Source organism: Pseudomonas sp. MWU349 (assembly GCF_017947325.1).
GTDB lineage: Bacteria > Pseudomonadota > Gammaproteobacteria > Pseudomonadales > Pseudomonadaceae > Aquipseudomonas > Aquipseudomonas protegens.
Genome location: NZ_JAFEVP010000004.1, coordinates 128,533 through 150,480, shown reverse-complemented (window position 1 = coordinate 150,480; position 21,948 = coordinate 128,533). Strand labels below are relative to the sequence as shown.

Below are 21,948 nucleotides of genomic sequence, written 5' to 3'. Positions count from 1 at the left end.
GTGCGCCTCAGGCGCTTTTGAGCCCCGCCGCCGTGGACGGCATGGGCACGAAGCCCGGCAAGGCCTCGATCCGCTCCAGCCAGGCCCGTACGTTGGGATAATCGGCCAGGGACACGTTGCCCTCCGGCGCGTGGGCGATGTAGCTGTAGCCGGCGACGTCGGCGATGGTCGCCTGTTCACCCACCAGGAACGGCCGGCTCGCCAGTTCCTGGTCCATGACCTTGAGCAGGCCGTGGGCGCGGGCAATGACCTCCTCGGCATTGAAGGTGGCGCCGAACACGGTGATCAGTCGCGCCGCCGCCGGACCGAAGGCGATGGGCCCCGCCGCCACCGACAACCAGCGCTGTACCTGCGCCGCGCCCACCGGGTCGGTGGGCAACCAGCGGCCACGGCCATAGCGTTGCGCCAGGTACACCAGGATCGCGTTGGAGTCCGCCAGCACCGTGCCCTGGTCATCGATCACCGGTACTTGGCCAAAGGCATTGAGGGCCAGGAACTCGGGCTGCTTGTGGGCACCCTGGGCCAGGTCGACAAAGATGGTTTCGGTGGGCAGGTCCAGCAACGACAGCATCAGCTCGACGCGGTGAGCGTGGCCGGACCGGGGAAAGTTGTAGAACTTGATGGGAAGCTGGGACATGCTCGACTCCGCTGGCTGGGACGCGGTCGAAGGGCCGCGCTGGCAGGGCCATCTTGGTCCATGACGCAAAACAACAGAATCACCAGAAATCGCAATCCGGCATTTCAGCCAGCGCAATAAAGCTGATCAAGTATTGAGCGATGGATGCTCGCGCAGGGCCTGCACGGCGAAATCGACAAAGCTGCGTACCCGCGCCGGCGCCTTGCGACCGCCCTGGTACACCACGTGGATCGGCAAGGGCGGCAGCTCGAAATCCGCCAGCACGATCTGCAACTGGCCGGCAGCGACCTGATCGGCCACCTGATAGGACAGCACCCTGGTCAGGCCCAGCCCCAGGCAGGCGGCACTGATGGCAGCCTGGTTGGCGCTCACCAGCAGCCGCGGTTCCGGGCGCAGGCTCAGAGCGCGCCCGGCGTCGTTGAATTGCCAGTGGCGCGCCTGGCCGGTGGAGGATGGCGCAATCAGCGGAGCCTGGCGCAGGTCATCAGGGTGCTGGGGGCAACCATGGGCCGCCAGGAATCCGGGGGCCGCACAGACCACCCGGCGCACCTGGCCTACGCGGATGCTGTGCTGGCCACTGTCCGGCAATTCGCCGATGCGCACCGCCACATCGATGCCTTCATCCACCATGTTCGCCACTCGGTCCACCAGCAAGGCGTTGATGCTGACCTGTGGATAACGTTGCAGGTAGCGCACCAGCAGCGGGGTGACGAACAGATCGCCGAACAGCACCGGCGCAGTCAGGCTCAGTTGCCCCCGTGGCTGGGCGTGGATGCCGGCGGCCGAGGCCTCGGCATCCTGGACCTCGGCGAGAATGCGTCGGCAGTCCTCCAGATAACGTTGCCCAGCTTCGCTCAGGTGCACCTTGCGGGTGGTGCGCACCAGCAACTGGGTGCCGATGCGCTGTTCGAGGGCTGCCACGGCCCGGGTGACGCTGGCCGCCGACAGGTTAAGGCGCCGCGCAGCCGCGGCGAACCCCTGCTCCTGGGCGACACAGACGAACACCTGCATTTCCTGAAACCTGTCCATGTCTTATCTCACCTGGCAGCGCCCACCCGACAGGCGCCCCGCACGCGCAGCATAATCCACAGCCACCACGTCAGGGAGCGCACCAGGTCTGCACCTCGTGCTTGTCGAATCCGGGGCAACGGTTGGTTTTGGCAATCAGCCGGTAAGGTTGGTCTTGGGCGTAGGAAAAATAGAAGTAGTACTGCTGATCTTCACCGTATAGCCAATAGGAAGAGGAACCTTGGTTGATCAGGGTCGGTTCAAAGGTCCAGATGGACGATTCAGCAGGAATGAAATTGGCTCGGTCCATCAGCAGCAAGAGGCTGTTGGAGAGCACTGGGGTCAGGACTCCCAGCCCCAGGACAGCCACTATCAGAACGATTATCCATCCATGAATCAGGCGAAGTGTCATTGGTTTTCCATTAGCGCGATAAAAAATTCCGGCCTGTGCACAAGTCGGGATTCCAAAACTGTCGCACAAAAATAACGCTCTGATTTCAATTGTTTTTCGAAGCGCCAACGCGCGCAGGCGAGCAAGGACAACGCTGCACCCCAGCCGCTGGGATCCTTCCCGCCGGCGGCGTGAAGCGCGAGTGGTCCCCCCGTGACAACAGACTGCCTTTGAGCTCTTGCCGCGTCCCTGATTACTCTTTGATAATCCGCCGCTCGGGCCACCCACTGGCCCCAGGGAAGATGCGTATCGCATCGCAGGCGGAGTTTCAGCATGGATGTACAGGCCGCAGCGCGGTTGGGCGACGACATCGCCCATGGATTCGGAGTTGCTGCCATGCTCGCCGGCGCGGTCGCGGGCGCTCTCATAGGCGCGGCCATCATCGCGGCTACCGCGGCAACGGGCGGCCTGGCGGCGGTGATCCTGGCGGGTTCGGTCGCCGCCGGCGGCTTGTCGATGTTCCAGCTGGTAAAGGGACTTTCGACCATCTTCGATCTGCCCGAGCCAACCACCGGTGAACTCATAAGGGGCAGCCCCAACGTATTCGTCAACTTGCGCAATGCCATGCGTGCCGGCGAGGACGTGTCCAGTTCCTGTACCGGCTTTCCCGTGGCGCATCCCCCCTGGCCCTTCCCGGTCACCATCGCCGAAGGCAGCGCTACCGTTTACATCAACGGCAAGCCGGCGGCGCGACTGAGCAGCAAGATGACCTGCGGCGCGCATATCAAGTCCGGTAGCCCGAACACCTTCATCGGCGGTCCGACGCTGCAGGTGGAGTTCGTGCTGGATATCGAGGGCTGGCTGCATACCGGCCTGGAGGCGCTGGGCCTGGTCGCCGCCGCTGGCGCGCTGGTGCTGGCCGCCATGGCCGGCCTCGCGGCCCTGCTGACCACCGTGGCGGTGGGGGCCGCGATCTATGGCGGCATGGAGTTGCTGGGCCAGCTCGGCGATCGGCTCGGCCCGGGCTACCGTGACCTGCTGCAAGGTATCGCCGGCCTGGCGCTGCTCGGCGCCGGGCCGAAAATGGCCAAGTTGAGCGCCGAACGCAATGCCGCGCGACTGGCCAACCAGTCGCAGGTGCTCGAGGTCCGCACGGCCGCCCAGGTCAACGAGGCGATGATCGCCGAGGGCAACCTGCCGGCGTGGCTGGAAGGCACCCAGGTCAAGACCGAAATAGTGCCGCCGGGAACGCAATACCAGATGGTCGTCGCCAAGGGCCAGGCCGAAGCCATCATGCAGGGCAAGCCAGCCTTCGGAGGTTTCGCCGCCCCCGAGCCGATTCCCAGCCAGGCCTATGCTCGGGATAAACTGGTGATCCTCGATCGATTCAAGACAGACGTATCCCATGTGATCACCGTCGAAACCACCGCACCGCAAAAGATTCACAGTGGTATCACCGGCCCGCTGGAGAACTACAAGGGCGGCGTGCAGCAGGTGGAGTTCGTCGGTGACAGGAATCTGAAAATTGTCGGCACGCCTGGTGTGCTGCCTGTGGAGTGAAAGTTGTGATTAGTGATTTCGAGCGGATCCGCGAAGACGGCAAGGTCATCGACGAAAACATGACGGTGGACCAGATGATCGCCCTGGGGTGGTCTCCTTGCCGGGTCGTCGAGGCTCGCTGGCGCTGGCAGGAACAGCCCCTGAGCGTGGTCAACAGCCGCGGCCTGCTGGCGATTGTGGTGCCGGATCGGCAACACCTGGCCATCCTGTGGAACGATGACGATACGGGCGTGGCCGCAACCCTCTACGTGGTCTCCGGCGATCGCCAGCAACAGATCAGGATTGCCGACCAGTTGCTGATCAATGGTCAGCTCGAGTCAGGTATCTACAGCTGGTTCGAACAGTTCCCGCAGGTTTCGCCCAGCATCTTTACCTGCATGTTCAGCCGTCAGCGTGACCAGGCAATGTTCAGGGTGGATATCGACGCGTCCACTGGCGACATTGTTTCGATACAGCACTCACGCTGAGCGCTGTTCAGCACCGCTACACCTGAGCGACGAAGGCTGCAGGCAGGCAAAGGGAAATGGCAAAGAGGGGAGCCTGGCTGGGCTCCCCTCGTGCTGTGTCAGCTTCGATGATCCAGGACCATCACTTGAGTGATGGTGAAGATTAAAGATCTGTCTCGCCAGCCCAATGAAATATCACCCCGAATGCTTTCGCGGAATTGTTTCCTGCTGATGCTGGCAGCGGCATGACGCTGAGATGGGCTTGCCAGTTTGGCAACCCATCACAGTAGAGAGAGGCCTGATATGCCCACTTTGAATCCTGCAATCACGCTGGTCGGCAACCTTAACCAATTCAACCATGATGGTTTCGAGATCGAAGCCATGAATTTCCTCTTCGATCGCCTTGACCGTGGCAACCTGACGGTGGATGGCGACGCCCTGTACATTGGCAATCAAGCCGTCCATCACTACACCTGGCGCGACAAACAACGTAATCGCACCTGCTCAATGTTCTACACGTATGGCAACACCCCGAGCAGTCATCTTTCGGTTTATGGCCTGGGCAAACACGTTGGTGACAACGACAAGGAATACGCGCTCTACACCTGGATCGACAAGAAAGAACAGTTGTACACCCTGGCCCCAACCCGCAGCGATTCACGCTTTCGCTCACTGCTAGCGCCCAACTGAGTCGGCGCCATGTGAACCAGCCCCATGCAACAAGGCGCTCATCTGGAGCGCCTTGTTGCAAGAGCGAGCACCTGGGCGGTCACTGTGGATAACTCACTCCACGGTCACCGACTTGGCGAGGTTGCGCGGCTGGTCGACGTCGGTGCCCTTGAGTACGGCCACGTAGTAGGACAGCAGCTGCAGCGGGATGGTGTAGAGGATCGGCGAGAGGATGTCGTGGATGTGCGGCATCTGGATCACGTGGGTGCCTTCGCCATTGGTCATGCCGGACTGCTCGTCGGCAAACACGATCAGCTCGCCGCCACGGGCGCGCACTTCCTGCAGGTTGGACTTGAGCTTTTCCAGCAGTTCGTTGTTCGGCGCCACGGTAACCACCGGCATGTCGTTATCCACAAGCGCCAGCGGGCCGTGCTTGAGCTCGCCGGCCGGGTAGGCCTCGGCGTGGATGTAGGAAATCTCCTTGAGCTTGAGCGAGCCTTCCATCGCCACCGGGTACTGGGCACCACGGCCAAGGAACAGGGTGTGGTGCTTGTCGGCGAACAGTTCGGCGGTCTTTTCCACCACGCTGTCCATGGCCAGGGCCTCGCCCAGGCGGATCGGCAGGCGACGCAACTCTTCCACCAGCTCGGCTTCGACGCCGGCGGCCAGGGTGCCGCGCACCTGACCCAGGGACAGGGTCAGCAACAGCAGGCCCACCAGTTGGGTGGTGAAGGCCTTGGTGGAGGCCACGCCGATCTCGCGCCCGGCCTGGGTCAGCAGGGTCAGGTCCGATTCACGCACCAGCGAGCTGATGCCGACGTTGCAGATCGCCAGGCTGGCCAGGAAACCCAGCTCCTTGGCGTTGCGCAGAGCGGCCAAAGTGTCGGCGGTTTCACCGGACTGGGAGATGGTCACGAACAGGGTATCGGGCTGTACCACCACCTTGCGGTAGCGGAACTCGCTGGCCACTTCCACCTGGCAGGGGATGCCGGCCAGTTCTTCCAGCCAGTAACGGGCGACCATGCCAGCGTGGTAGCTGGTGCCGCAGGCGACGATCTGCACATTGCGCACCTTGGCGAACAGCTCGGCGGCTTGCGGACCGAAGGCCTGGACCAGTACCTGGTTGGCGCTCAGGCGGCCTTCCAGGGTGCGCTGCACCACGGATGGCTGCTCGTGGATTTCCTTGAGCATGAAGTGGCGGAACTCGCCCTTCTCTGCCGCTTCGGCGCCATCGCGGTACTGCACTGCTTCGCGTTCCACGGCCTTGCCGTTGATGTCCCAGATCTGCACGCTGTCGCGGCGGATTTCGGCGATATCACCTTCTTCCAGGTACATGAAGCGGTCGGTGACCTGGCGCAGGGCCAACTGGTCGGAGGCGAGGAAGTTTTCCCCGAGGCCCAGGCCGATCACCAGCGGGCTGCCGCTGCGGGCCGCAACCAGGCGGTCCGGCTGGCTGGCGCTGATCACGGCCAGGCCGTAGGCGCCATGCAGCTCCTTGACGGTGGCCTTGAGGGCCTTGGTGAGGTCTCCCAGGTCCTTGAGCTTGTGGTTCAGCAGGTGGGCGATGACTTCGGTGTCGGTGTCCGAAGTGAACTCGTAACCCAGGGCGCCGAGCTGAGCGCGCAAGGCTTCGTGGTTCTCGATGATGCCGTTGTGCACGATCGCCAGGTCGCCGGAGAAATGCGGGTGGGCATTACGTTCGCATGGCGCACCGTGGGTAGCCCAGCGGGTGTGGGCGATGCCCAGGCGGCCCACCAGCGGCTCGCCAGCCAGGGCCAGCTCCAGTTCGCTGACCTTGCCCGGGCGCCGCATGCGCTCCAGCTTGCCGGCATTGGTATAGACCGCCACACCGGCGCTGTCGTAGCCGCGGTATTCGAGGCGCTTGAGGCCTTCCAGCAAAATGGCGGTGATATTGCGTTCAGCAACGGCGCCAACAATTCCACACATGGTTTCTCTCCTAGCTGACAGCCGCGCAAATCAGAGTTATGCCGCGGGCCTGGATCTGGTCGCGGACCTCTAAGGGCAGGCGATCATCGGTAATAAGGGTATGGACGCTGCTCCACGGCAGCTCCAGGTTGGGAATCTTGCGGCCGATCTTGTCGGATTCGACCATCACCACCACTTCCCGGGCCACTTCGGCCATGACCCGGCTCAAACCCAGCAGTTCGTTGAAGGTGGTAGTGCCACGGGCCAGGTCGATGCCATCGGCCCCGATAAACAGCTGGTCGAAGTCGTATGAGCGTAGAACCTGCTCGGCCACCTGGCCCTGGAAGGACTCGGAATGCGGGTCCCAGGTGCCACCGGTCATCAACAGCACCGGCTCATGCTCCAGTTCGCTCAGGGCGTTGGCCACATTCAGCGAGTTGGTCATGACCACCAGGCCAGGCTGCAGGCCCAGCTCGGGGATCATCGCGGCGGTGGTGCTGCCACTGTCGATGATGATCCGGGCATGCTCGCGAATACGCTGCACCGCAGCGCGGGCAATGGCCTGCTTGTAGAGGGATACGGGCTGGCCAATATCGCTGACCAGTTCCTGGGGCATGGTGATCGCTCCACCGTAGCGGCGCAGCAGCAAGCCATTGCTCTCCAGGGCGGCCAGGTCCTTTCGAATCGTAACTTCAGAGGTTTCGAAACGCTTGGCCAGCTCGTCGACGCTCACTTCGCCCTGTTCATTGAGCAAGGCAAGGATATTGTGGCGACGTTGAGGTGTGTTGCGTTTTGACATGATGGCTTTAAGTTTCGATTCGAAAGATAAAGGAAGCAATAAAAACCCAAGATCGAAACTTCGTCAAGCGCGCAGGTGAAAAAAAATCGCCGGCAAGCCGGCTCCTACAGATGGGTGTAAGAGCCAGCTTGCCGGCGAACAGGGTTCCGCGGTTGTGGATAACCTCAATCCTTCTTGATCTTCTCGGGCCGTTTCCAGCCATCGATGTTCTTCTGCCGGGCGCGGCCGACCGCCAGTTGAGCCGGGGCCACATCCTGGGTGATGGTGGAGCCGGCAGCCGTGGTGGCGCCGGAGGAGATATCCACAGGCGCTACCAGAGAGTTGTTGGAGCCGATGAACACGTCTTCGCCCATCACCGTCTTGTGCTTGTTCACCCCGTCGTAGTTGCAGGTGATGGTGCCAGCGCCGATGTTGGTGCGCGCGCCGATCACCGCATCGCCCAGGTAGGTCAGGTGGCCGGCCTTGGCACCCTGGCCCAGGTGGGCGTTCTTCAGCTCGACGAAGTTACCCACATGGGCACGAGCCTCCAGCACGGTACCGGGACGCAGGCGGGCGAACGGGCCGGCATCGCTGCCCTCGCCCATCACCGCGCCATCGAGATGGCTGTTGGCCTTGATCACCGCGCCCTTGCGCAGGGTGCTGTCCTTGATCACGCAGTTGGGGCCGATCACCACGTCGTCCTCGATCACCACCCGGCCTTCGAGAATCACGTTGATGTCGATCAGCACGTCGCGGCCCACCGTGACTTCACCGCGTACGTCGAAGCGTGCCGGGTCGCGCAAGGTCACGCCCTGGGCCATCAACCGGCGGCCGGCACGCAACTGGTAGTGGCGCTCCAGCTCGGCCAGTTGCTTGCGGTCGTTGGCGCCCTGCACTTCCATGGCGTCGTGAGGCTGCTCGGTGGCGACGATCAGGCCGTCGCTGACCGCCATGGCGATCACGTCGGTGAGGTAGTACTCGCCCTGGGCGTTATTGTTGGACAGGCGGCCGGTCCAGTCGCCCAGGCGCTTGCCGGGCACTGCGAGAATGCCGGTGTTGCCTTCGGTGATGGCACGGGTGGCTTCGTCAGCATCCTTCTGCTCGACGATGGCGACGACTTTGCCGTCGGCATCCCGGACGATGCGCCCGTAGCCGGTCGGGTCGTCCAGCTCGACGGTGAGCAGGCCCAGTTGCTCCGGCCCCACCTGCTTGAGCAGGCGCTGCAGGGTCTCGACTTCGATCAGCGGCACGTCGCCATAGAGGATCAGTACGGTGTCTGCAGTAATGAAGGGCACCGCCTGGGCCACGGCATGGCCGGTACCCAGTTGCTTGTCCTGCAGCACGAAATTCAGGTCCTCGGCGGCCAGCCGCTCGCGCACCGCATCGGCACCGTGGCCGATCACCACATGGATGCGTTGTGGATCGAGTTGCCGGGCGCTGTGGATAACATGCCCGAGCATGGAATTGCCGGCGACCGGGTGAAGAACCTTGGGCAGCGCCGAACGCATGCGGGTGCCCTGGCCTGCGGCGAGGATAACGATTTCGAGAGACATGACTGGCTACCAATCCTGGAAGGTCAGACTGCGACCAAGAGGGGGGTGAATGGCGGAAAATAAAAAGGGTAGCCGAGGCTACCCTTTTTAATCAATCACACAGAAAGCCTGCGACTTAGCCGCCGAACTTCTTGCGGATCTGCTGGACGGTACGCAGCTGAGCTGCGGCCTCGGCCAGACGTGCAGCAGCAGAACCGTAGTCGAAATCTGCGCCTTTTTCATTCAGGGCCTTCTCAGCAGCCTTGACGGCTTCCTGAGCGGAGGCTTCGTCCAGGTCGGCAGCACGTTGCACGGTGTCGGCAAGAACCTTGACCATGTTCGGCTGAACCTCGAGGAAACCACCGGAGATGTAGAACACCTCGGCTTCCCCGCCCTGCTTGATCAAGCGGATCGGACCTGGCTTCAGGTTGGTGATCAGCGGTGCGTGACCCAGAGCGATACCAAGATCACCCAGTTCACCGTGCGCAACCACCATCTCCACCAGACCGGAGAAGATTTCCCCTTCCGCGCTGACGATATCGCAATGGACTGTCATAGCCATCTGCTTGCCTCAACCTAAATTAGCGCCCGTTGCCGGGCGCCGGGATTACAGTTTCTTGGCTTTCTCGATCGCTTCGTCGATGCCGCCGACCATGTAGAACGCTTGTTCTGGCAGGTGGTCGTAGTCACCGTTGAGGATGCCTTTGAAGCCAGCGATGGTGTCTTTCAGGGAAACGTATTTGCCTGGAGAACCAGTGAAGACTTCAGCCACGAAGAACGGCTGCGACAAGAAGCGCTGGATCTTACGAGCACGGGATACCAACTGCTTGTCGGCTTCCGACAGCTCGTCCATACCCAGGATCGCAATGATGTCCTTCAGCTCTTTGTAACGCTGCAGTACGTACTGAACGCCGCGAGCGGTCTCGTAGTGCTCGTTGCCGATCACGTTCGGGTCCAGCTGACGGGAAGTCGAGTCCAGTGGGTCTACCGCCGGGTAGATACCCAGGGAAGCGATGTCACGGGACAGAACGACGGTGGCGTCCAAGTGGGCGAAGGTGGTCGCTGGCGACGGGTCGGTCAAGTCGTCCGCAGGTACGTATACCGCTTGGATCGAGGTGATCGAGCCTTGCTTGGTCGAAGTGATACGTTCTTGCAGAACGCCCATCTCTTCAGCCAGGGTCGGCTGGTAGCCTACTGCGGAAGGCATACGGCCCAGCAGTGCGGATACTTCGGTACCGGCCAGGGTGTAACGGTAGATGTTGTCGACGAACAGCAGAACGTCGTTACCTTCGTCACGGAACTTCTCGGCCATGGTCAGGCCGGTCAGCGCTACGCGCAGACGGTTTCCTGGTGGCTCGTTCATCTGGCCGTAGACCAGAGCAACCTTGTCCAGAACGTTGGAATCCTTCATCTCGTGGTAGAAGTCGTTACCCTCACGAGTACGCTCACCCACACCGGCGAACACGGAATAACCGCTGTGCTCGATGGCGATGTTACGGATCAGTTCCATCATGTTTACGGTCTTGCCTACACCGGCACCACCGAACAGACCGACTTTACCGCCCTTGGCGAACGGGCAAACCAGGTCAATTACCTTGATCCCGGTTTCCAGCAGGTCGTTGCCGCCTGCCTGTTCTGCGAAGGAAGGAGCAGCGCGGTGGATACCCCAACGCTCTTCTTCACCGATAGGACCGGCTTCGTCGATTGGGTTGCCCAGTACGTCCATGATCCGGCCCAGGGTCGCTTTACCGACCGGTACGGAGATGGCTGCGCCAGTGTTGTTGACGTCCAGACCGCGCTTCAAGCCTTCGGTGGAGCCCATCGCAATGGTACGCACCACGCCGTCGCCCAGCTGCTGCTGAACTTCCAGAGTGGTTTCGGCGCCTTGAACCTTCAAGGCGTCGTAGATGCTCGGTACGCTGTCGCGTGGAAATTCCACGTCGATAACGGCGCCGATGATTTGAACGATACGTCCGCTACTCATAGCTGGATCCTCTGAATATTTGAACCGTTAAACCGCGGCAGCGCCGCCGACGATTTCCGAGATCTCTTGGGTGATCGCAGCCTGACGCGCCTTGTTGTAGATCAGCTGCAAATCGCTGATCAAATCACCGGCGTTGTCGGTAGCGTTCTTCATTGCGATCATCCGCGCCGCTTGTTCAGCTGCGTTGTTCTCGACCACCGCCTGGTACACCTGCGACTCCACGTAACGGACCATCAAGCCGTCCAGCAGCTCCTTGGCATCCGGTTCGTAGAGATAGTCCCAGTGGTGCTTGAGTTCTTGATCCGGGGTTGCCTCCAGTGGAATCAACTGCTCCACGGTCGGCTGCTGGGTCATGGTGTTGATGAACTTGTTGGATACCACGGACAGGCGGTCAATCCGGCCTTCCAGGTACGCATCCAGCATCACCTTGACGCTGCCGATCAGGTCATTGATCGACGGCTCTTCACCCAGATGGCTGATAGCTGCAACGACGTTACCGCCGAAGTTGCGGAAGAAGGCCGCACCCTTGCTACCGACCACACACAGATCGATCTCGACGCCTTGTTCGCGGTTTACCGCCATGTCCTTGACCAGGGCCTTGAACAGGTTGGTGTTCAAGCCACCACACAGACCACGGTCACTGCTCACCACAACGTAACCGACGCGCTTGATAGCACGGTCGATCATGAACGGGTGACGATATTCCGGGTTGGCGTTGGCCAGATGACCAATAACCTGGCGGATGCGCTCCGCATAAGGACGGCTAGCAGCCATGCGCATTTGTGCCTTGCGCATTTTGCTGACCGCCACTTTTTCCATGGCGCTGGTAATTTTTTGCGTGCTTTTGATGCTCGCAATCTTACTGCGAATCTCTTTTGCGCCTGCCATGTAACACCTATCAGGTTAGCAAGCGGGAGCCTTGCGGCTCCCGCTGCGGCTTACCAGGTTTGGGTGGCTTTGAACTTCTCGATACCGGCTTTGAGGCCAGCGTCGATTTCGTCATTGAAGTCACCCTTCACGTTGATCTTCGCCATCAAATCGGCGTGATCGCGGTTGAAGTAAGCAATCATGGTCTGTTCGAAGCTACCAACTTTGGCAATCTCGACGTCCGTCAGGAAGCCACGTTCAGCGGCATACAGGGACAAGGACATGTCGGCGATGGACATCGGCGCATATTGCTTCTGCTTCATCAGCTCGGTAACGCGCTGACCATGCTCAAGTTGCTTACGGGTCGCTTCGTCCAGGTCAGAAGCGAACTGGGCGAATGCCGCCAGTTCACGGTACTGAGCCAGAGCGGTACGGATACCACCGGACAGCTTCTTGATGATCTTGGTCTGAGCGGCACCACCCACACGGGATACCGAAACACCGGCGTTCACAGCCGGACGGATGCCGGAGTTGAACATGGCCGATTCCAGGAAGATCTGACCGTCGGTGATGGAAATCACGTTGGTCGGAACGAACGCGGAAACGTCGCCAGCCTGGGTTTCGATGATCGGCAGAGCGGTCAGGGAACCGGTCTTGCCAGTCACTGCGCCGTTGGTGAACTTCTCTACGTACTCTTCGGAAACGCGAGATGCGCGCTCCAGCAGACGGGAGTGGAGATAGAACACGTCACCTGGGTAGGCTTCACGGCCTGGTGGACGGCGCAGCAGCAGGGAAATCTGGCGGTAGGCCACTGCTTGCTTGGACAGATCGTCATAAACGATCAGCGCGTCTTCACCGCGGTCGCGGAAGTATTCGCCCATGGTGCAACCGGAGTACGGAGCCAGGAACTGCAGTGCTGCAGATTCCGAAGCGCTCGCTGCAACGATGATGGTGTTAGCCAGTGCACCGTTTTCTTCCAGCTTGCGAACCACGTTGGCGATGGTCGATTGCTTCTGACCGATAGCCACGTAGACGCAGAAAATGCCGCTGTCTTTCTGGTTGATGATCGCGTCGATCGCCAGAGCGGTCTTACCGATCTGACGGTCACCGATGATCAGCTCACGCTGGCCACGGCCGACTGGGATCATGGCATCGACAGCCTTGTAGCCAGTCTGTACAGGCTGGTCTACCGACTTACGCCAGATCACGCCTGGAGCAACTTTCTCGACCGCGTCGGTCTCGGTGTTGTTCAGCGGACCTTTGCCGTCAACTGGGTTACCCAGTGCGTCGACTACGCGACCCAGCAGTTCCTTACCAACCGGAACCTCCAGGATGCGGCCAGTGCACTTGGCGCTCATGCCTTCAGCCAGACTGGTGTACGCGCCCAATACAACGGCACCTACGGAGTCTTGCTCCAGGTTGAGGGCCATACCGTAGACGCCGCCCGGAAACTCGATCATCTCGCCGTACATAACGTCGGCCAGACCGTGAATCCGCACGATGCCGTCAGATACGCTGACGACAGTGCCTTCGTTACGGGCTTGGGAGGTCACATCGAGCTTTTCGATGCGGCCCTTGATAATTTCACTTATTTCGGAAGGATTGAGTTGCTGCATTGCTCTGCTGCCCCTTCAAACTCAAGATTTCAATGCTTCGGCAAGGTTCGCGAGTTTGCCGCGAATCGAGCCATCGATAACCAGGTCGCCGGCGCGGATTACGACGCCACCAATAAGGCTGGCATCCTCCGCAGCGTGCAGTCGCACTTCCCGGCCGAGCCGTGCACTGAGAACCTTGGCGAGTTTGTCTTGCTGTTCTTGGTTCAATGCGAACGCACTGGTCACATCCACATCCACCGATTTCTCTTGCTCGGCCTTGTACAGGTCGAACAGAGCGGAGATCTCCGGCAACAGCAGGAGACGGTCGTTTTCGGCGGCAACGTGAATGAAATTCTGTGCCTGTGCATCAAACTTGTCGCCACACACTTCGATAAAAGTGCTGGCCTTTTCTGCGCTCGTCAGTCGCGGGGCCTTAAGCACGCGCTGCATGGTGTCATCTTGTGACACCGCTGCAGCCAGGCCGAGCATGGCTGACCAAGAGGCCAGCTGCTGGTGGGCCTGAGCGTGCTCGAAGGCCGCCTTAGCGTAAGGTCGGGCCAACGTGGTCAGTTCTGCCATGATCGCCCTCGCTTAAATTTCAGCAGCCAGTTTGTTAACCAGCTCTGCGTGCGCGTTTTGATCGATTGTGGCACCCAGGATCTTCTCTGCGCCGTTGACTGCCAGGCTGCCCAGTTGGGCGCGCAGCGCGTCTTTGACGCCGTTCAGTTCCTGTTCGATCTCGGCCTGAGCCTGAGCCTTCACACGTTCAGCTTCGACACGAGCCTGTTCACGGGCTTCGTCGACGATCTGAGAACCGCGCTTCTTGGCTTGCTCAATGATTTCAGCTGCCTGAGCTTTAGCTTCGCGCAGTTGCTGACCCGCTTTATCTTGGGCCAGTTCCAGGTCACGAGCTGCTCGGCTGGCAGCGTCCAGTCCATCCGCGATCTTCTTTTGACGTTCGTGCAGAGCTGCAATGACCGGAGGCCAAATGAACTTCATGCAGAACAATACAAAAATTAAGAACGCAACGGACTGGCCAATCAGGGTTGCATTAATGTTCACGCCAACACCTCGCTCGTTCGTTGTCCGTCACACCAATCAACTCGAAGAATCGAGTGATTAGCCAGCGAGTTGACCAACGAAGGGGTTTGCGAAGGTGAAGAACAGAGCGATACCAACACCGATCATGGTTACGGCGTCGAGCAGACCGGCAACGATGAACATTTTAACTTGCAGCATTGGAACCATTTCTGGCTGACGCGCAGCGCCTTCCAGGAACTTGCCGCCCAGCAGGCCGAAACCAATTGCGGTACCCAGTGCGCCCAGGCCGATCAACAGTGCAACAGCGATAGCGGTTAGACCAACTACAGTTTCCATCTTTCCTCCCGACTTTTACGTCGTATGGTTTAGGTTTTTTAGATTAAAGCGGTAAAACAAATCGTTTCATTGACCCGAGACGGGCCCCCTCTCGCCGCAACGAGAGGGACATCAGACTAGTCTGGGACTGGTCTTAATGGTTCTCTTCGTGCGCCATCGACAGGTAGACGATGGTCAGCATCATGAAGATAAAGGCCTGCAGGGTGATGATCAGGATGTGGAACACAGCCCACGCCCATTGCAGAACCACACCCATGCCGCTGAGCCACAGCAGGCCGCTGCCGAACATCACAGCGATCAGGATGAACACCAGCTCGCCGGCATACATGTTGCCGAACAGACGCAGTGCCAACGAGATTGGCTTGGCAACCAGGGTCACGAATTCAAGCAGGAAGTTCACCGGAATCAGCAGTGCCTGAACCAGGATGTTCTTGCTGCCGAACGGGTGCAGGGTCAGCTCGCCGATGAAGCCGCCGATGCCCTTGACCTTGATGCTGTAGAAAATGATCAGCGCAAACACCGACAGGGCCATGCCCAGGGTGGCGTTCGGGTCAGTGGTGGATACGGCACGGAACGGAATGTGCTGGTCGCCGGAGATCAACATGGCCAGTTGTGGAATCCAGTCCACCGGTACCAGGTCGATGGCGTTCATCAGGAACACCCAGACGAAAATGGTCAGTGCCAACGGTGCGATCACCGGGCTGCGGCCGTGGAAGCTGTCCTTCACGCTGCCATCGACGAAGCCAACCATGACCTCAACGAAGTTCTGCAAAGCGCCCGGCACGCCGGAAGTCGCCTTCTTGGCCGCCATGCGGAACAGAAGAATGAAGATCACACCCAGTGCGACAGACCAGCCGAGGGTATCGACGTGGAATGCCCAGAAGCCCATTTCCTTGGCTTCTGCTGCGGAGTGGGCAAAGCCCCAGCTCCCATTGGGTAGCTGACCGAAGGTCAGGTTCTGCAAGTGGTGCTGGATATAGCCCGAAGCGGTTGTTTCTGCTGACATGGTTGCCTCAAACGCCCTAAGGTCTCGAAAGTCTTGTTCTCATTAGCAGGGGAGCGAACCAGCTGACCAGTTGGGTCAGCACGAAGACGCCGAATACAGCCAGCGGCGCCAATGGCTTCACACCTGCAAACGTCAGTGCAAACAGCACCGCCGTCAAAATCAGTTTGCCCGCCTCACCGGCATAAAAAGACCGGACGATGGCTTGGGCCGCTCGGGCGCCGGAAAACCGAAATGCCCTGTGAGCGAAATACACATTGGGTAGCAAGGCTATCAGTCCTCCGCAAAGGCCTGAGTATCCGGCTACGACTCCACGCCATTGCCAGAGCGCCAGAGCGGCTATCAGTAAAATGATCAACTGAGCCAGTAAAACCGGAAAAACCGCCAAGCGATGAAACGGCAAGCGGTTTGGCGTGCGGGTTTCCATCGCTCTTGCTCCTCAAGGGTCGGCTGCCAGAATTCATTAACTTGGCATAATTTGTGCCGACAAAATGCGCGCAGAGTATAGGGGCGGTTCAGCCCCTATTCAACTGCCGGGTAGTGATTTCCGACTGCGCGCTACATAAGGAAATGTTTCAGCGGATGTGAGCGAGGACGCCTTGCAGCTCATCTAGGGAGTTGTAGCCGATCACCAGCTGACCTTTACCCTTCTTGCCGTGGCGGATCTGCACCGCAGAGCCCAGGCGCTCGGCCAGGCGCTGCTCGAGACGGGCGATATCCGGGTCTGGCTTGACCGGTTCAGCAGGTTCCTGTTTGCCGCTCAGCCACTGGCGAACCAGGGCCTCGGTCTGGCGCACGGTGAGGCCTCGTGCGACAACGTGTCGCGCCCCTTCAACCTGTTGATTTTCCGGCAATCCGAGCAATGCACGGGCATGACCCATTTCCAGGTCGCCGTGGGACAGCATGGTCTTGATCACCTCAGGCAGGGCGATCAGGCGCAGCAGGTTGGCCACGCTGACGCGGGACTTGCCCACCGCTTCGGCGACCTGTTGCTGAGTCAGCTGGAATTCCTGCTGCAGGCGCTGCAGGGCCACCGCTTCCTCGATGGGATTGAGATCTTCACGCTGGATGTTTTCGATCAGTGCCATGGCGATGGCGGTTTCATCCGGCACATCGCGAACCATCGCCGGGATGGTTTCCTGGCCAGCCTGCTGGCTGGCGCGCCAGCGGCGTTCACCGGCAATGATCTCGAAACGACCGCCACCGATGGGCCGGACCACGATCGGCTGCATCACGCCCTGGCTCTTGATCGAATTCGCCAGTTCTTCCAGCGCTTGCGGGTCCATGTCCCGACGCGGCTGGTACTTGCCGCGCTGGATCAGGTCCAGGGGCAGGTGTTGCAGCTCACGCTGGTCGGCCTGCACCGCTTGCTCTTCCAGTGCGCTGACAGTCGGACCACTCAACAGTGCATCCAGTCCACGTCCGAGACCTCTTTTCTTGACGGCCATGGGGATTCCTTAAGTTGGCTGGGCGGCTGCGACGCGCGATTGTTTACGTTGCCGGCGAACCATCTCGCCCGCCAGGGCCAGGTAGGCCAGCGCGCCACGGGATTGTTTGTCGTACGCCAACGCCGGCATACCGTAGCTCGGCGCTTCGGCCAAACGGATGTTGCGCGGAATCACGGTGTCATACAGCTGATCGCCGAAGTGTTCCTTGAGCTGCGCGGAAACATCGTTCATCAGGCTCAGGCGCGGGTCGAACATGGTGCGCAGCAAGCCTTCGATCTTCAGCTCCGGGTTGAGCAGTTCGCCGATGCGCTTGATGTTATCCACAAGGTCGCTCAAACCTTCCAGCGCGTAGTACTCGCACTGCATGGGGATAATGACCCCATCGGCGGCGACCAGGGCATTGAGGGTGAGCATCGACAGCGACGGCGGGCAGTCGATCAGGATGTAGTCATAGTTTTCACGGATTGGCGCCAGGGCGCTGCGCAGACGGCTTTCCTTCATCTGCATTTCCAGCAGCACCACCTCCGCGGCCGTCAGGTCGCGGTTGGCCGGCAGCAACTGGTAACCGCCGTGCTCGGAAAAATGCATGGCCTGGGCCAGGTCGCACTCACCGATCAGCAAGTCATAGACCGAGTTTTCCAAACCGTGTTTATCCACACCGCTACCCATGGTGGCGTTGCCCTGTGGATCAAGATCGATCAACAGCACCCGGCGCTTGGTCGCTACCAGGGATGCTGCGAGGTTGATGCAGGTGGTGGTCTTGCCCACGCCACCTTTCTGGTTCGCTATCGCGAATACCTTAGCCATTCTTGCTTGTGTTCCCAATCATGCCGTGCGGCGCAGTATCAGCAGATGGCGTTGGCCTTGGCAACCGGGTACGGCCAAGGCGTGTTCGCTATCGAGGTGGAAGTCCGCCGGCAATGCTAACAGCTCATCCGAGGGATGGACGCCCTTCATTGCCAGCCAGCGTGTATCGCGGTCGCCCAGGTGGCGGGTCCAGTTGGTGAAGTTCTCCATGCTGCTGAACGCCCGGGAAATGATCCCGTTGAAAGGCTGCTCAGGGGTGAAGGCTTCGACCCGACTGTGGATAACTTGCAGGTTGTCGAGCTTGAGTTCGAGTTTGACCTGGGTCAGGAAGCGGGTTTTCTTGCCGTTGCTGTCCAGACAGGTGACTTGCGACTCGGGAAACAGGATCGCCAGCGGGATGCCGGGCATGCCACCACCGCTGCCGACGTCCAGCCAACGGCCGTTTTCGATGAACGACATCACGCTCAGGCTATCGAGCAAATGGCGGGAGACCATTTCATCGGGATCGCGCACCGCGGTCAGGTTGTAGGCCTTGTTCCACTTGATCAACAGGGCCAGGTAACCCAGCAGCAATTCATGCTGGGCCGGGCTCAGCTCGACGCCGAGCTGGCGAGCGCCTGTGGATAACTCATCCGCGTGTTGTGGGGTGACCATAGAACTCAAGCGCTTTGCTCCAACTGACGGCCCGCGCCGCGTTTTTTCAAGTGAATCATCAACAGGGAGATCGCTGCCGGGGTTACACCGGGAATCCGCGAGGCCTGGCCCAGGGTTTCCGGGCGGGTCGCGCCGAGCTTGCTCTGGATTTCCTTCGACAGGCCGGAAATACCGCTGTAATCGATATCCACAGGCAATTTGGTGTCTTCACTGGCGCGCAGGCGAGCAATTTCGTCCTGTTGGCGATCGATGTAGCCGGCGTACTTGGTCTTGATCTCGACCTGTTCCGCGACTTGTGGATCTTCAGCGCCCTGCCCGGTCACTTCGACCAGACCAGCGTAGTCGATTTCCGGACGGCTCAGCAGGTTCAGCAGGTTGTATTCGTGGGTCAGCGGCGTGCCGAATTTTTGTGCAATGGCATCACCCTGCTCGGTACCCGGACGAACCCAGGTGGACTTCAAACGTTGTTCTTCCTGGGCAATACCTTCGCGTTTCTTGCAGAAAGCGGCCCAGCGCACGTCATCCACCAGCCCCAGTTCGCGACCTTTTTCGGTCAGACGCAGGTCGGCGTTGTCTTCACGCAGAATCAGGCGGTATTCGGCCCGGGAAGTGAACATCCGGTACGGTTCCTGGGTACCCAGGGTAATCAGGTCATCCACCAATACACCGATATAGGCCTCATCGCGACGCGGGCACCAGCTGTCTTTGCCCTGGGCGCGCAAGGCGGCGTTGGCTCCGGCCAGCAGACCTTGGGCTCCGGCCTCTTCGTAACCGGTGGTGCCGTTGATCTGGCCAGCGAAGAACAGACCGCCAATAACCTTGGTTTCCAGGCTGTACTTGAGGTCGCGGGGATCGAAATAGTCGTACTCGATGGCATAGCCGGGACGCACGATATGGGCGTTTTCCATGCCGCGGATCGATTGCACGATCTGCAGTTGCACATCGAATGGCAGGGAGGTGGATATCCCGTTCGGGTACAGCTCGTGGGTAGTCAGGCCTTCGGGTTCGATGAAGACCTGGTGGCTTTCCTTGTCGGCAAAGCGATGGATCTTGTCTTCGATCGACGGGCAGTAGCGCGGGCCAATGCCTTCGATCACCCCGGAGTACATCGGCGAACGGTCGAGGTTCGAAGCAATGATTTCGTGGGTGCGGGCGTTGGTGTGGGTAATCCAGCAGCTGACTTGCGGTGGATGCTGCTCTTTCGAACCCAGGAACGACATCACGGGAATCGGGGTATCGCCGGGTTGCTCGGTCATTACCGAGAAATCCACAGAACGGCCATCAATACGCGGCGGTGTTCCGGTTTTCAGCCGGCCGACACGCAGAGGCAGTTCCCGAAGACGGTGCGCCAGGGCAATCGAGGGTGGATCACCAGCACGGCCGCCGGAATAGTTCTGCATACCGATGTGGATAAGTCCACCAAGGAAGGTCCCGGTGGTCAACACCACGGATTCGGCGAAGAAACGCAGGCCCATTTGGGTCACAACACCACGGACCTGATCCTGTTCAACGATCAGGTCGTCAGCCGCCTGTTGAAATATCCACAGGTTGGGCTGGTTTTCCAGAATCTCGCGAACCGCAGCCTTATACAGAATGCGGTCGGCCTGGGCGCGGGTAGCGCGCACGGCTGGGCCTTTGCGGCTGTTCAACACGCGAAACTGGATGCCGCCCTTATCAGTAGCCATGGCCATCGCGCCGCCTAGGGCATCGATTTCCTTGACCAAATGGCTCTTGCCAATGCCGCCGATCGCGGGATTGCAGCTCATGGCACCGAGGGTTTCCACGTTATGCGTCAGCAACAGGGTTTTTGCCCCCATGCGTGCTGATGCAAGTGCTGCCTCGGTACCGGCATGACCGCCGCCGATGACGATCACTTCAAAACGGGAAGGGAAATCCACCACGCACCTCGTGCCTGCTTCAAGTAGGAGTAATTAGGAGTAGTTGTCGGGTTGGTTTTTGGACCAAGGCGGCAAGTATAGGGACTTCGACCTTTCTAAAGAACCCTTTGCACAAAATTTAACCAGCTGTGGATGACTGGCGGACAATAGAAATTAAAAGAGAGAGATTTATTAAAACCTTGTTTTTATGTTTATTCTTATGCAGCACCCTATCTGTGGATAGATTGCTGTAGCCCTTTATTTACAATGTGTACAGAGATTTTAAAGTCTGTGGTTAGGTGACAATGAGGCCCTTGGATAACCGGTTTAAGCCTGTGGATGAATGGGGTGGTTATCCACAGATGGGGTTTTCCTCAGTTTTGGAGGCCGGTTATCAACCGAGCTGAAGGGCAGTTATTCACAGGGCTTAATCCACAGAAAAACCTGCTTTCCACTGATAGGCGCCCACAGCTCCCCCCTTCGCCCAGGGCAAAGAACGAAAAGGGAAGCTGGATAACGTGAAAAGACAGGCCGCGAGCCTGACCTGCCGGTGGATAAATGACCGTTCAGATCAGGTCGCGAGGCCACAAACGTGGAAACAGCTCGTGTTCCAGAGCAGCGCCGGCGGCCAACTGTTGGACCAGGCCGGGGAATTCCGGTGAGGTTCGCCACGCTCTCGGGGCATGACGCATGTCTTCTCCCAGAAAACGCAGGGAAAACGCCCGCCGCCGTCTATTTCCGCCTACACCGCCGGCCCCATGCAGGGTCAGCATGTGGAAAAACACCGCGTCGCCGGGCTGCAGTTCCCAGCCCAGAATGTTCCACGCTGAACGATCGGCCTCGATGTCCGGAAGATCCGCCAGGCTGCCCTCCGGGAACCACTTGGCCTGGTTGTCGAGAAAGGTCCGCGGCATCAGCCAGGGCCCCAGGTGCGAGCCGGCAACGAACTCCAGGGTCGATTCCCTGGCCACCGGGTCTACCGGCATCCACATGCTGCAGTTCTGCCGGCCTTCGACGTTGTAGTACGGCTGGTCCTGATGCCAGGGTGTGCGTTGCCGGGTATTGGGTTCCTTGACCAGCAAGTGGTCGTGATACAGGCGAGCCTGATCGCTGCCCATCAGTTGCGCAGCCACATGGCCAACCCGGCTCTGGAAGATGAACTGCCGATAGGCCGGGTTCTCTTGCCAGTTGCAGAAGTCCTCGAAGAACCAGCCAGGGTCGTCCGGGCGGCTGGCGACCTTGGCCCGTTCGCTGGGAAACGCCAGGTTGTGCTCGATCCCCCGCTCCAGCAGGCCGACTTCATCGCTGCTGAACAGTTGGCGAATGCACACAGCGCCATCGCGCTGAAAGGCTTCAATGGTTGTACGCGGCAACTCGAACGATCCCATG

The 21,948-nt window shown here is 59.9% G+C and carries 23 protein-coding genes; 3 read left to right on the top strand and 20 right to left on the bottom strand.

Annotation, left to right across the window (positions count from 1 at the left end):
* Window positions 1–7: 7 nt before the first annotated feature.
* The 3 genes from KCG88_RS17020 to KCG88_RS17010 form a co-directional block, all read right to left on the bottom strand.
* A complete protein-coding gene (locus tag KCG88_RS17020; RefSeq protein WP_047290141.1) occupies window positions 8–637 on the bottom strand; it encodes a glutathione S-transferase in 630 nt (209 codons plus the stop codon).
* Between the two features lie 126 nt (window positions 638–763).
* Window positions 764–1,666 (bottom strand): LysR family transcriptional regulator, encoded by a 903-nt coding sequence (locus tag KCG88_RS17015; protein WP_011064372.1) that lies wholly within the window; start codon window positions 1,664–1,666, stop codon window positions 764–766.
* A 70-nt stretch (window positions 1,667–1,736) separates the two neighbouring features.
* Window positions 1,737–2,057, bottom strand: coding sequence for a hypothetical protein (locus KCG88_RS17010; RefSeq protein WP_047290142.1), 321 nt, complete (start codon window positions 2,055–2,057; stop codon window positions 1,737–1,739).
* A 312-nt stretch (window positions 2,058–2,369) separates the two neighbouring features.
* On the opposite strand from KCG88_RS17010, the gene KCG88_RS31140 reads away from it, so the two are divergent.
* The 3 genes from KCG88_RS31140 (at window position 2,370) to KCG88_RS16995 (ending at window position 4,732) form a co-directional block, all read left to right on the top strand.
* Window positions 2,370–3,596, top strand: coding sequence for a PAAR domain-containing protein (locus tag KCG88_RS31140; protein WP_047290143.1), 1,227 nt, complete (start codon window positions 2,370–2,372; stop codon window positions 3,594–3,596).
* A 5-nt stretch (window positions 3,597–3,601) separates the two neighbouring features.
* The gene (locus KCG88_RS17000) at window positions 3,602–4,063 is read left to right on the top strand and encodes a hypothetical protein (RefSeq protein ID WP_210712760.1); all 462 of its coding nucleotides are present in this window, start codon (window positions 3,602–3,604) and stop codon (window positions 4,061–4,063) included.
* Window positions 4,064–4,345: 282 nt separating this feature from the next.
* The gene (locus tag KCG88_RS16995; protein ID WP_047290145.1) at window positions 4,346–4,732 is read left to right on the top strand and encodes a hypothetical protein; all 387 of its coding nucleotides are present in this window, start codon (window positions 4,346–4,348) and stop codon (window positions 4,730–4,732) included.
* 93 nt (window positions 4,733–4,825) lie between these two features.
* On the opposite strand, the gene glmS is transcribed toward KCG88_RS16995, so the two are convergent.
* From glmS to KCG88_RS16910, 17 genes are all read right to left on the bottom strand, one after another.
* A complete protein-coding gene (gene glmS, locus KCG88_RS16990) occupies window positions 4,826–6,658 on the bottom strand; it encodes a glutamine--fructose-6-phosphate transaminase (isomerizing) (RefSeq protein ID WP_210712759.1) in 1,833 nt (610 codons plus the stop codon).
* Between the two features lie 10 nt (window positions 6,659–6,668).
* Complete coding sequence (locus KCG88_RS16985) at window positions 6,669–7,439, bottom strand: DeoR family transcriptional regulator (RefSeq protein ID WP_169892547.1); 771 nt, start codon at window positions 7,437–7,439, stop codon at window positions 6,669–6,671.
* A 161-nt stretch (window positions 7,440–7,600) separates the two neighbouring features.
* Window positions 7,601–8,968: a bifunctional UDP-N-acetylglucosamine diphosphorylase/glucosamine-1-phosphate N-acetyltransferase GlmU gene (glmU, locus tag KCG88_RS16980; protein WP_047290152.1), complete on the bottom strand. Its 1,368-nt coding sequence runs from the start codon at window positions 8,966–8,968 to the stop codon at window positions 7,601–7,603.
* 115 nt (window positions 8,969–9,083) lie between these two features.
* Window positions 9,084–9,509 carry a F0F1 ATP synthase subunit epsilon gene (locus tag KCG88_RS16975; protein WP_011064380.1) on the bottom strand — a complete coding sequence of 142 codons (426 nt, stop codon included), beginning with the start codon at window positions 9,507–9,509 and terminating at the stop codon, window positions 9,084–9,086.
* Window positions 9,510–9,554: 45 nt separating this feature from the next.
* On the bottom strand, window positions 9,555–10,931 hold the full coding sequence (atpD, locus tag KCG88_RS16970; RefSeq protein ID WP_047290153.1) for a F0F1 ATP synthase subunit beta: 1,377 nt from the start codon (window positions 10,929–10,931) through the stop codon (window positions 9,555–9,557).
* A gap of 27 nt (window positions 10,932–10,958) precedes the next feature.
* On the bottom strand, window positions 10,959–11,819 hold the full coding sequence (gene atpG / locus KCG88_RS16965) for a F0F1 ATP synthase subunit gamma (protein ID WP_011064382.1): 861 nt from the start codon (window positions 11,817–11,819) through the stop codon (window positions 10,959–10,961).
* Between the two features lie 50 nt (window positions 11,820–11,869).
* Window positions 11,870–13,414: a F0F1 ATP synthase subunit alpha gene (gene atpA / locus KCG88_RS16960; protein ID WP_210712758.1), complete on the bottom strand. Its 1,545-nt coding sequence runs from the start codon at window positions 13,412–13,414 to the stop codon at window positions 11,870–11,872.
* A 21-nt stretch (window positions 13,415–13,435) separates the two neighbouring features.
* Window positions 13,436–13,972, bottom strand: coding sequence for a F0F1 ATP synthase subunit delta (locus KCG88_RS16955; protein WP_011064384.1), 537 nt, complete (start codon window positions 13,970–13,972; stop codon window positions 13,436–13,438).
* Window positions 13,973–13,984: 12 nt separating this feature from the next.
* Window positions 13,985–14,455, bottom strand: a complete 471-nt coding sequence (locus tag KCG88_RS16950) for a F0F1 ATP synthase subunit B (RefSeq protein ID WP_011064385.1) — start codon at window positions 14,453–14,455, stop codon at window positions 13,985–13,987.
* Window positions 14,456–14,512: 57 nt separating this feature from the next.
* The gene (gene atpE, locus KCG88_RS16945; protein ID WP_002555987.1) at window positions 14,513–14,770 is read right to left on the bottom strand and encodes a F0F1 ATP synthase subunit C; all 258 of its coding nucleotides are present in this window, start codon (window positions 14,768–14,770) and stop codon (window positions 14,513–14,515) included.
* A 133-nt stretch (window positions 14,771–14,903) separates the two neighbouring features.
* Entirely contained in the window at window positions 14,904–15,776 is an 873-nt protein-coding gene (atpB, locus tag KCG88_RS16940) for a F0F1 ATP synthase subunit A (RefSeq protein WP_011064386.1), read from the bottom strand.
* 16 nt (window positions 15,777–15,792) lie between these two features.
* Window positions 15,793–16,200: a F0F1 ATP synthase subunit I gene (locus KCG88_RS16935; RefSeq protein WP_015637573.1), complete on the bottom strand. Its 408-nt coding sequence runs from the start codon at window positions 16,198–16,200 to the stop codon at window positions 15,793–15,795.
* Window positions 16,201–16,348: 148 nt separating this feature from the next.
* Window positions 16,349–17,221, bottom strand: a complete 873-nt coding sequence (locus tag KCG88_RS16930) for a ParB/RepB/Spo0J family partition protein (protein WP_011064387.1) — start codon at window positions 17,219–17,221, stop codon at window positions 16,349–16,351.
* A 9-nt stretch (window positions 17,222–17,230) separates the two neighbouring features.
* Window positions 17,231–18,028: a ParA family protein gene (locus KCG88_RS16925; RefSeq protein WP_047290154.1), complete on the bottom strand. Its 798-nt coding sequence runs from the start codon at window positions 18,026–18,028 to the stop codon at window positions 17,231–17,233.
* Window positions 18,029–18,046: 18 nt separating this feature from the next.
* Complete coding sequence (rsmG, locus tag KCG88_RS16920) at window positions 18,047–18,682, bottom strand: 16S rRNA (guanine(527)-N(7))-methyltransferase RsmG (RefSeq protein WP_210712967.1); 636 nt, start codon at window positions 18,680–18,682, stop codon at window positions 18,047–18,049.
* A gap of 5 nt (window positions 18,683–18,687) precedes the next feature.
* Window positions 18,688–20,580: a tRNA uridine-5-carboxymethylaminomethyl(34) synthesis enzyme MnmG gene (mnmG, locus tag KCG88_RS16915; RefSeq protein WP_047290156.1), complete on the bottom strand. Its 1,893-nt coding sequence runs from the start codon at window positions 20,578–20,580 to the stop codon at window positions 18,688–18,690.
* 545 nt (window positions 20,581–21,125) lie between these two features.
* On the bottom strand, window positions 21,126–21,947 hold the full coding sequence (locus tag KCG88_RS16910; RefSeq protein ID WP_047290157.1) for a phytanoyl-CoA dioxygenase family protein: 822 nt from the start codon (window positions 21,945–21,947) through the stop codon (window positions 21,126–21,128).
* Between the last annotated feature and the right edge of the window lies 1 nt (window position 21,948).

Excerpts from the sequence above, each read along its gene's own strand:
- glmU (WP_047290152.1), bottom strand. The coding sequence starts at position 8,968 with ATGTCTCTCGAAATCGTTATCCTCGCCGCAGGCCAGGGCACCCGCATG.
- KCG88_RS16910 (WP_047290157.1), bottom strand. The coding sequence starts at position 21,947 with ATGGGATCGTTCGAGTTGCCGCGTACAACCATTGAAGCCTTTCAGCGC.
- KCG88_RS31140 (WP_047290143.1), top strand. The coding sequence starts at position 2,370 with ATGGATGTACAGGCCGCAGCGCGGTTGGGCGACGACATCGCCCATGGA.
- rsmG (WP_210712967.1), bottom strand. The coding sequence starts at position 18,682 with ATGGTCACCCCACAACACGCGGATGAGTTATCCACAGGCGCTCGCCAG.
- KCG88_RS16930 (WP_011064387.1), bottom strand. The coding sequence starts at position 17,221 with ATGGCCGTCAAGAAAAGAGGTCTCGGACGTGGACTGGATGCACTGTTG.
- atpD (WP_047290153.1), bottom strand. The coding sequence starts at position 10,931 with ATGAGTAGCGGACGTATCGTTCAAATCATCGGCGCCGTTATCGACGTG.
- KCG88_RS16995 (WP_047290145.1), top strand. The coding sequence starts at position 4,346 with ATGCCCACTTTGAATCCTGCAATCACGCTGGTCGGCAACCTTAACCAA.
- KCG88_RS17010 (WP_047290142.1), bottom strand. The coding sequence starts at position 2,057 with ATGACACTTCGCCTGATTCATGGATGGATAATCGTTCTGATAGTGGCT.
- KCG88_RS16975 (WP_011064380.1), bottom strand. The coding sequence starts at position 9,509 with ATGGCTATGACAGTCCATTGCGATATCGTCAGCGCGGAAGGGGAAATC.
- atpA (WP_210712758.1), bottom strand. The coding sequence starts at position 13,414 with ATGCAGCAACTCAATCCTTCCGAAATAAGTGAAATTATCAAGGGCCGC.
- atpE (WP_002555987.1), bottom strand. The coding sequence starts at position 14,770 with ATGGAAACTGTAGTTGGTCTAACCGCTATCGCTGTTGCACTGTTGATC.
- atpG (WP_011064382.1), bottom strand. The coding sequence starts at position 11,819 with ATGGCAGGCGCAAAAGAGATTCGCAGTAAGATTGCGAGCATCAAAAGC.
- KCG88_RS17020 (WP_047290141.1), bottom strand. The coding sequence starts at position 637 with ATGTCCCAGCTTCCCATCAAGTTCTACAACTTTCCCCGGTCCGGCCAC.
- KCG88_RS16935 (WP_015637573.1), bottom strand. The coding sequence starts at position 16,200 with ATGGAAACCCGCACGCCAAACCGCTTGCCGTTTCATCGCTTGGCGGTT.
- glmS (WP_210712759.1), bottom strand. The coding sequence starts at position 6,658 with ATGTGTGGAATTGTTGGCGCCGTTGCTGAACGCAATATCACCGCCATT.
- atpB (WP_011064386.1), bottom strand. The coding sequence starts at position 15,776 with ATGTCAGCAGAAACAACCGCTTCGGGCTATATCCAGCACCACTTGCAG.
- KCG88_RS16955 (WP_011064384.1), bottom strand. The coding sequence starts at position 13,972 with ATGGCAGAACTGACCACGTTGGCCCGACCTTACGCTAAGGCGGCCTTC.
- KCG88_RS17015 (WP_011064372.1), bottom strand. The coding sequence starts at position 1,666 with ATGGACAGGTTTCAGGAAATGCAGGTGTTCGTCTGTGTCGCCCAGGAG.
- KCG88_RS16925 (WP_047290154.1), bottom strand. The coding sequence starts at position 18,028 with ATGGCTAAGGTATTCGCGATAGCGAACCAGAAAGGTGGCGTGGGCAAG.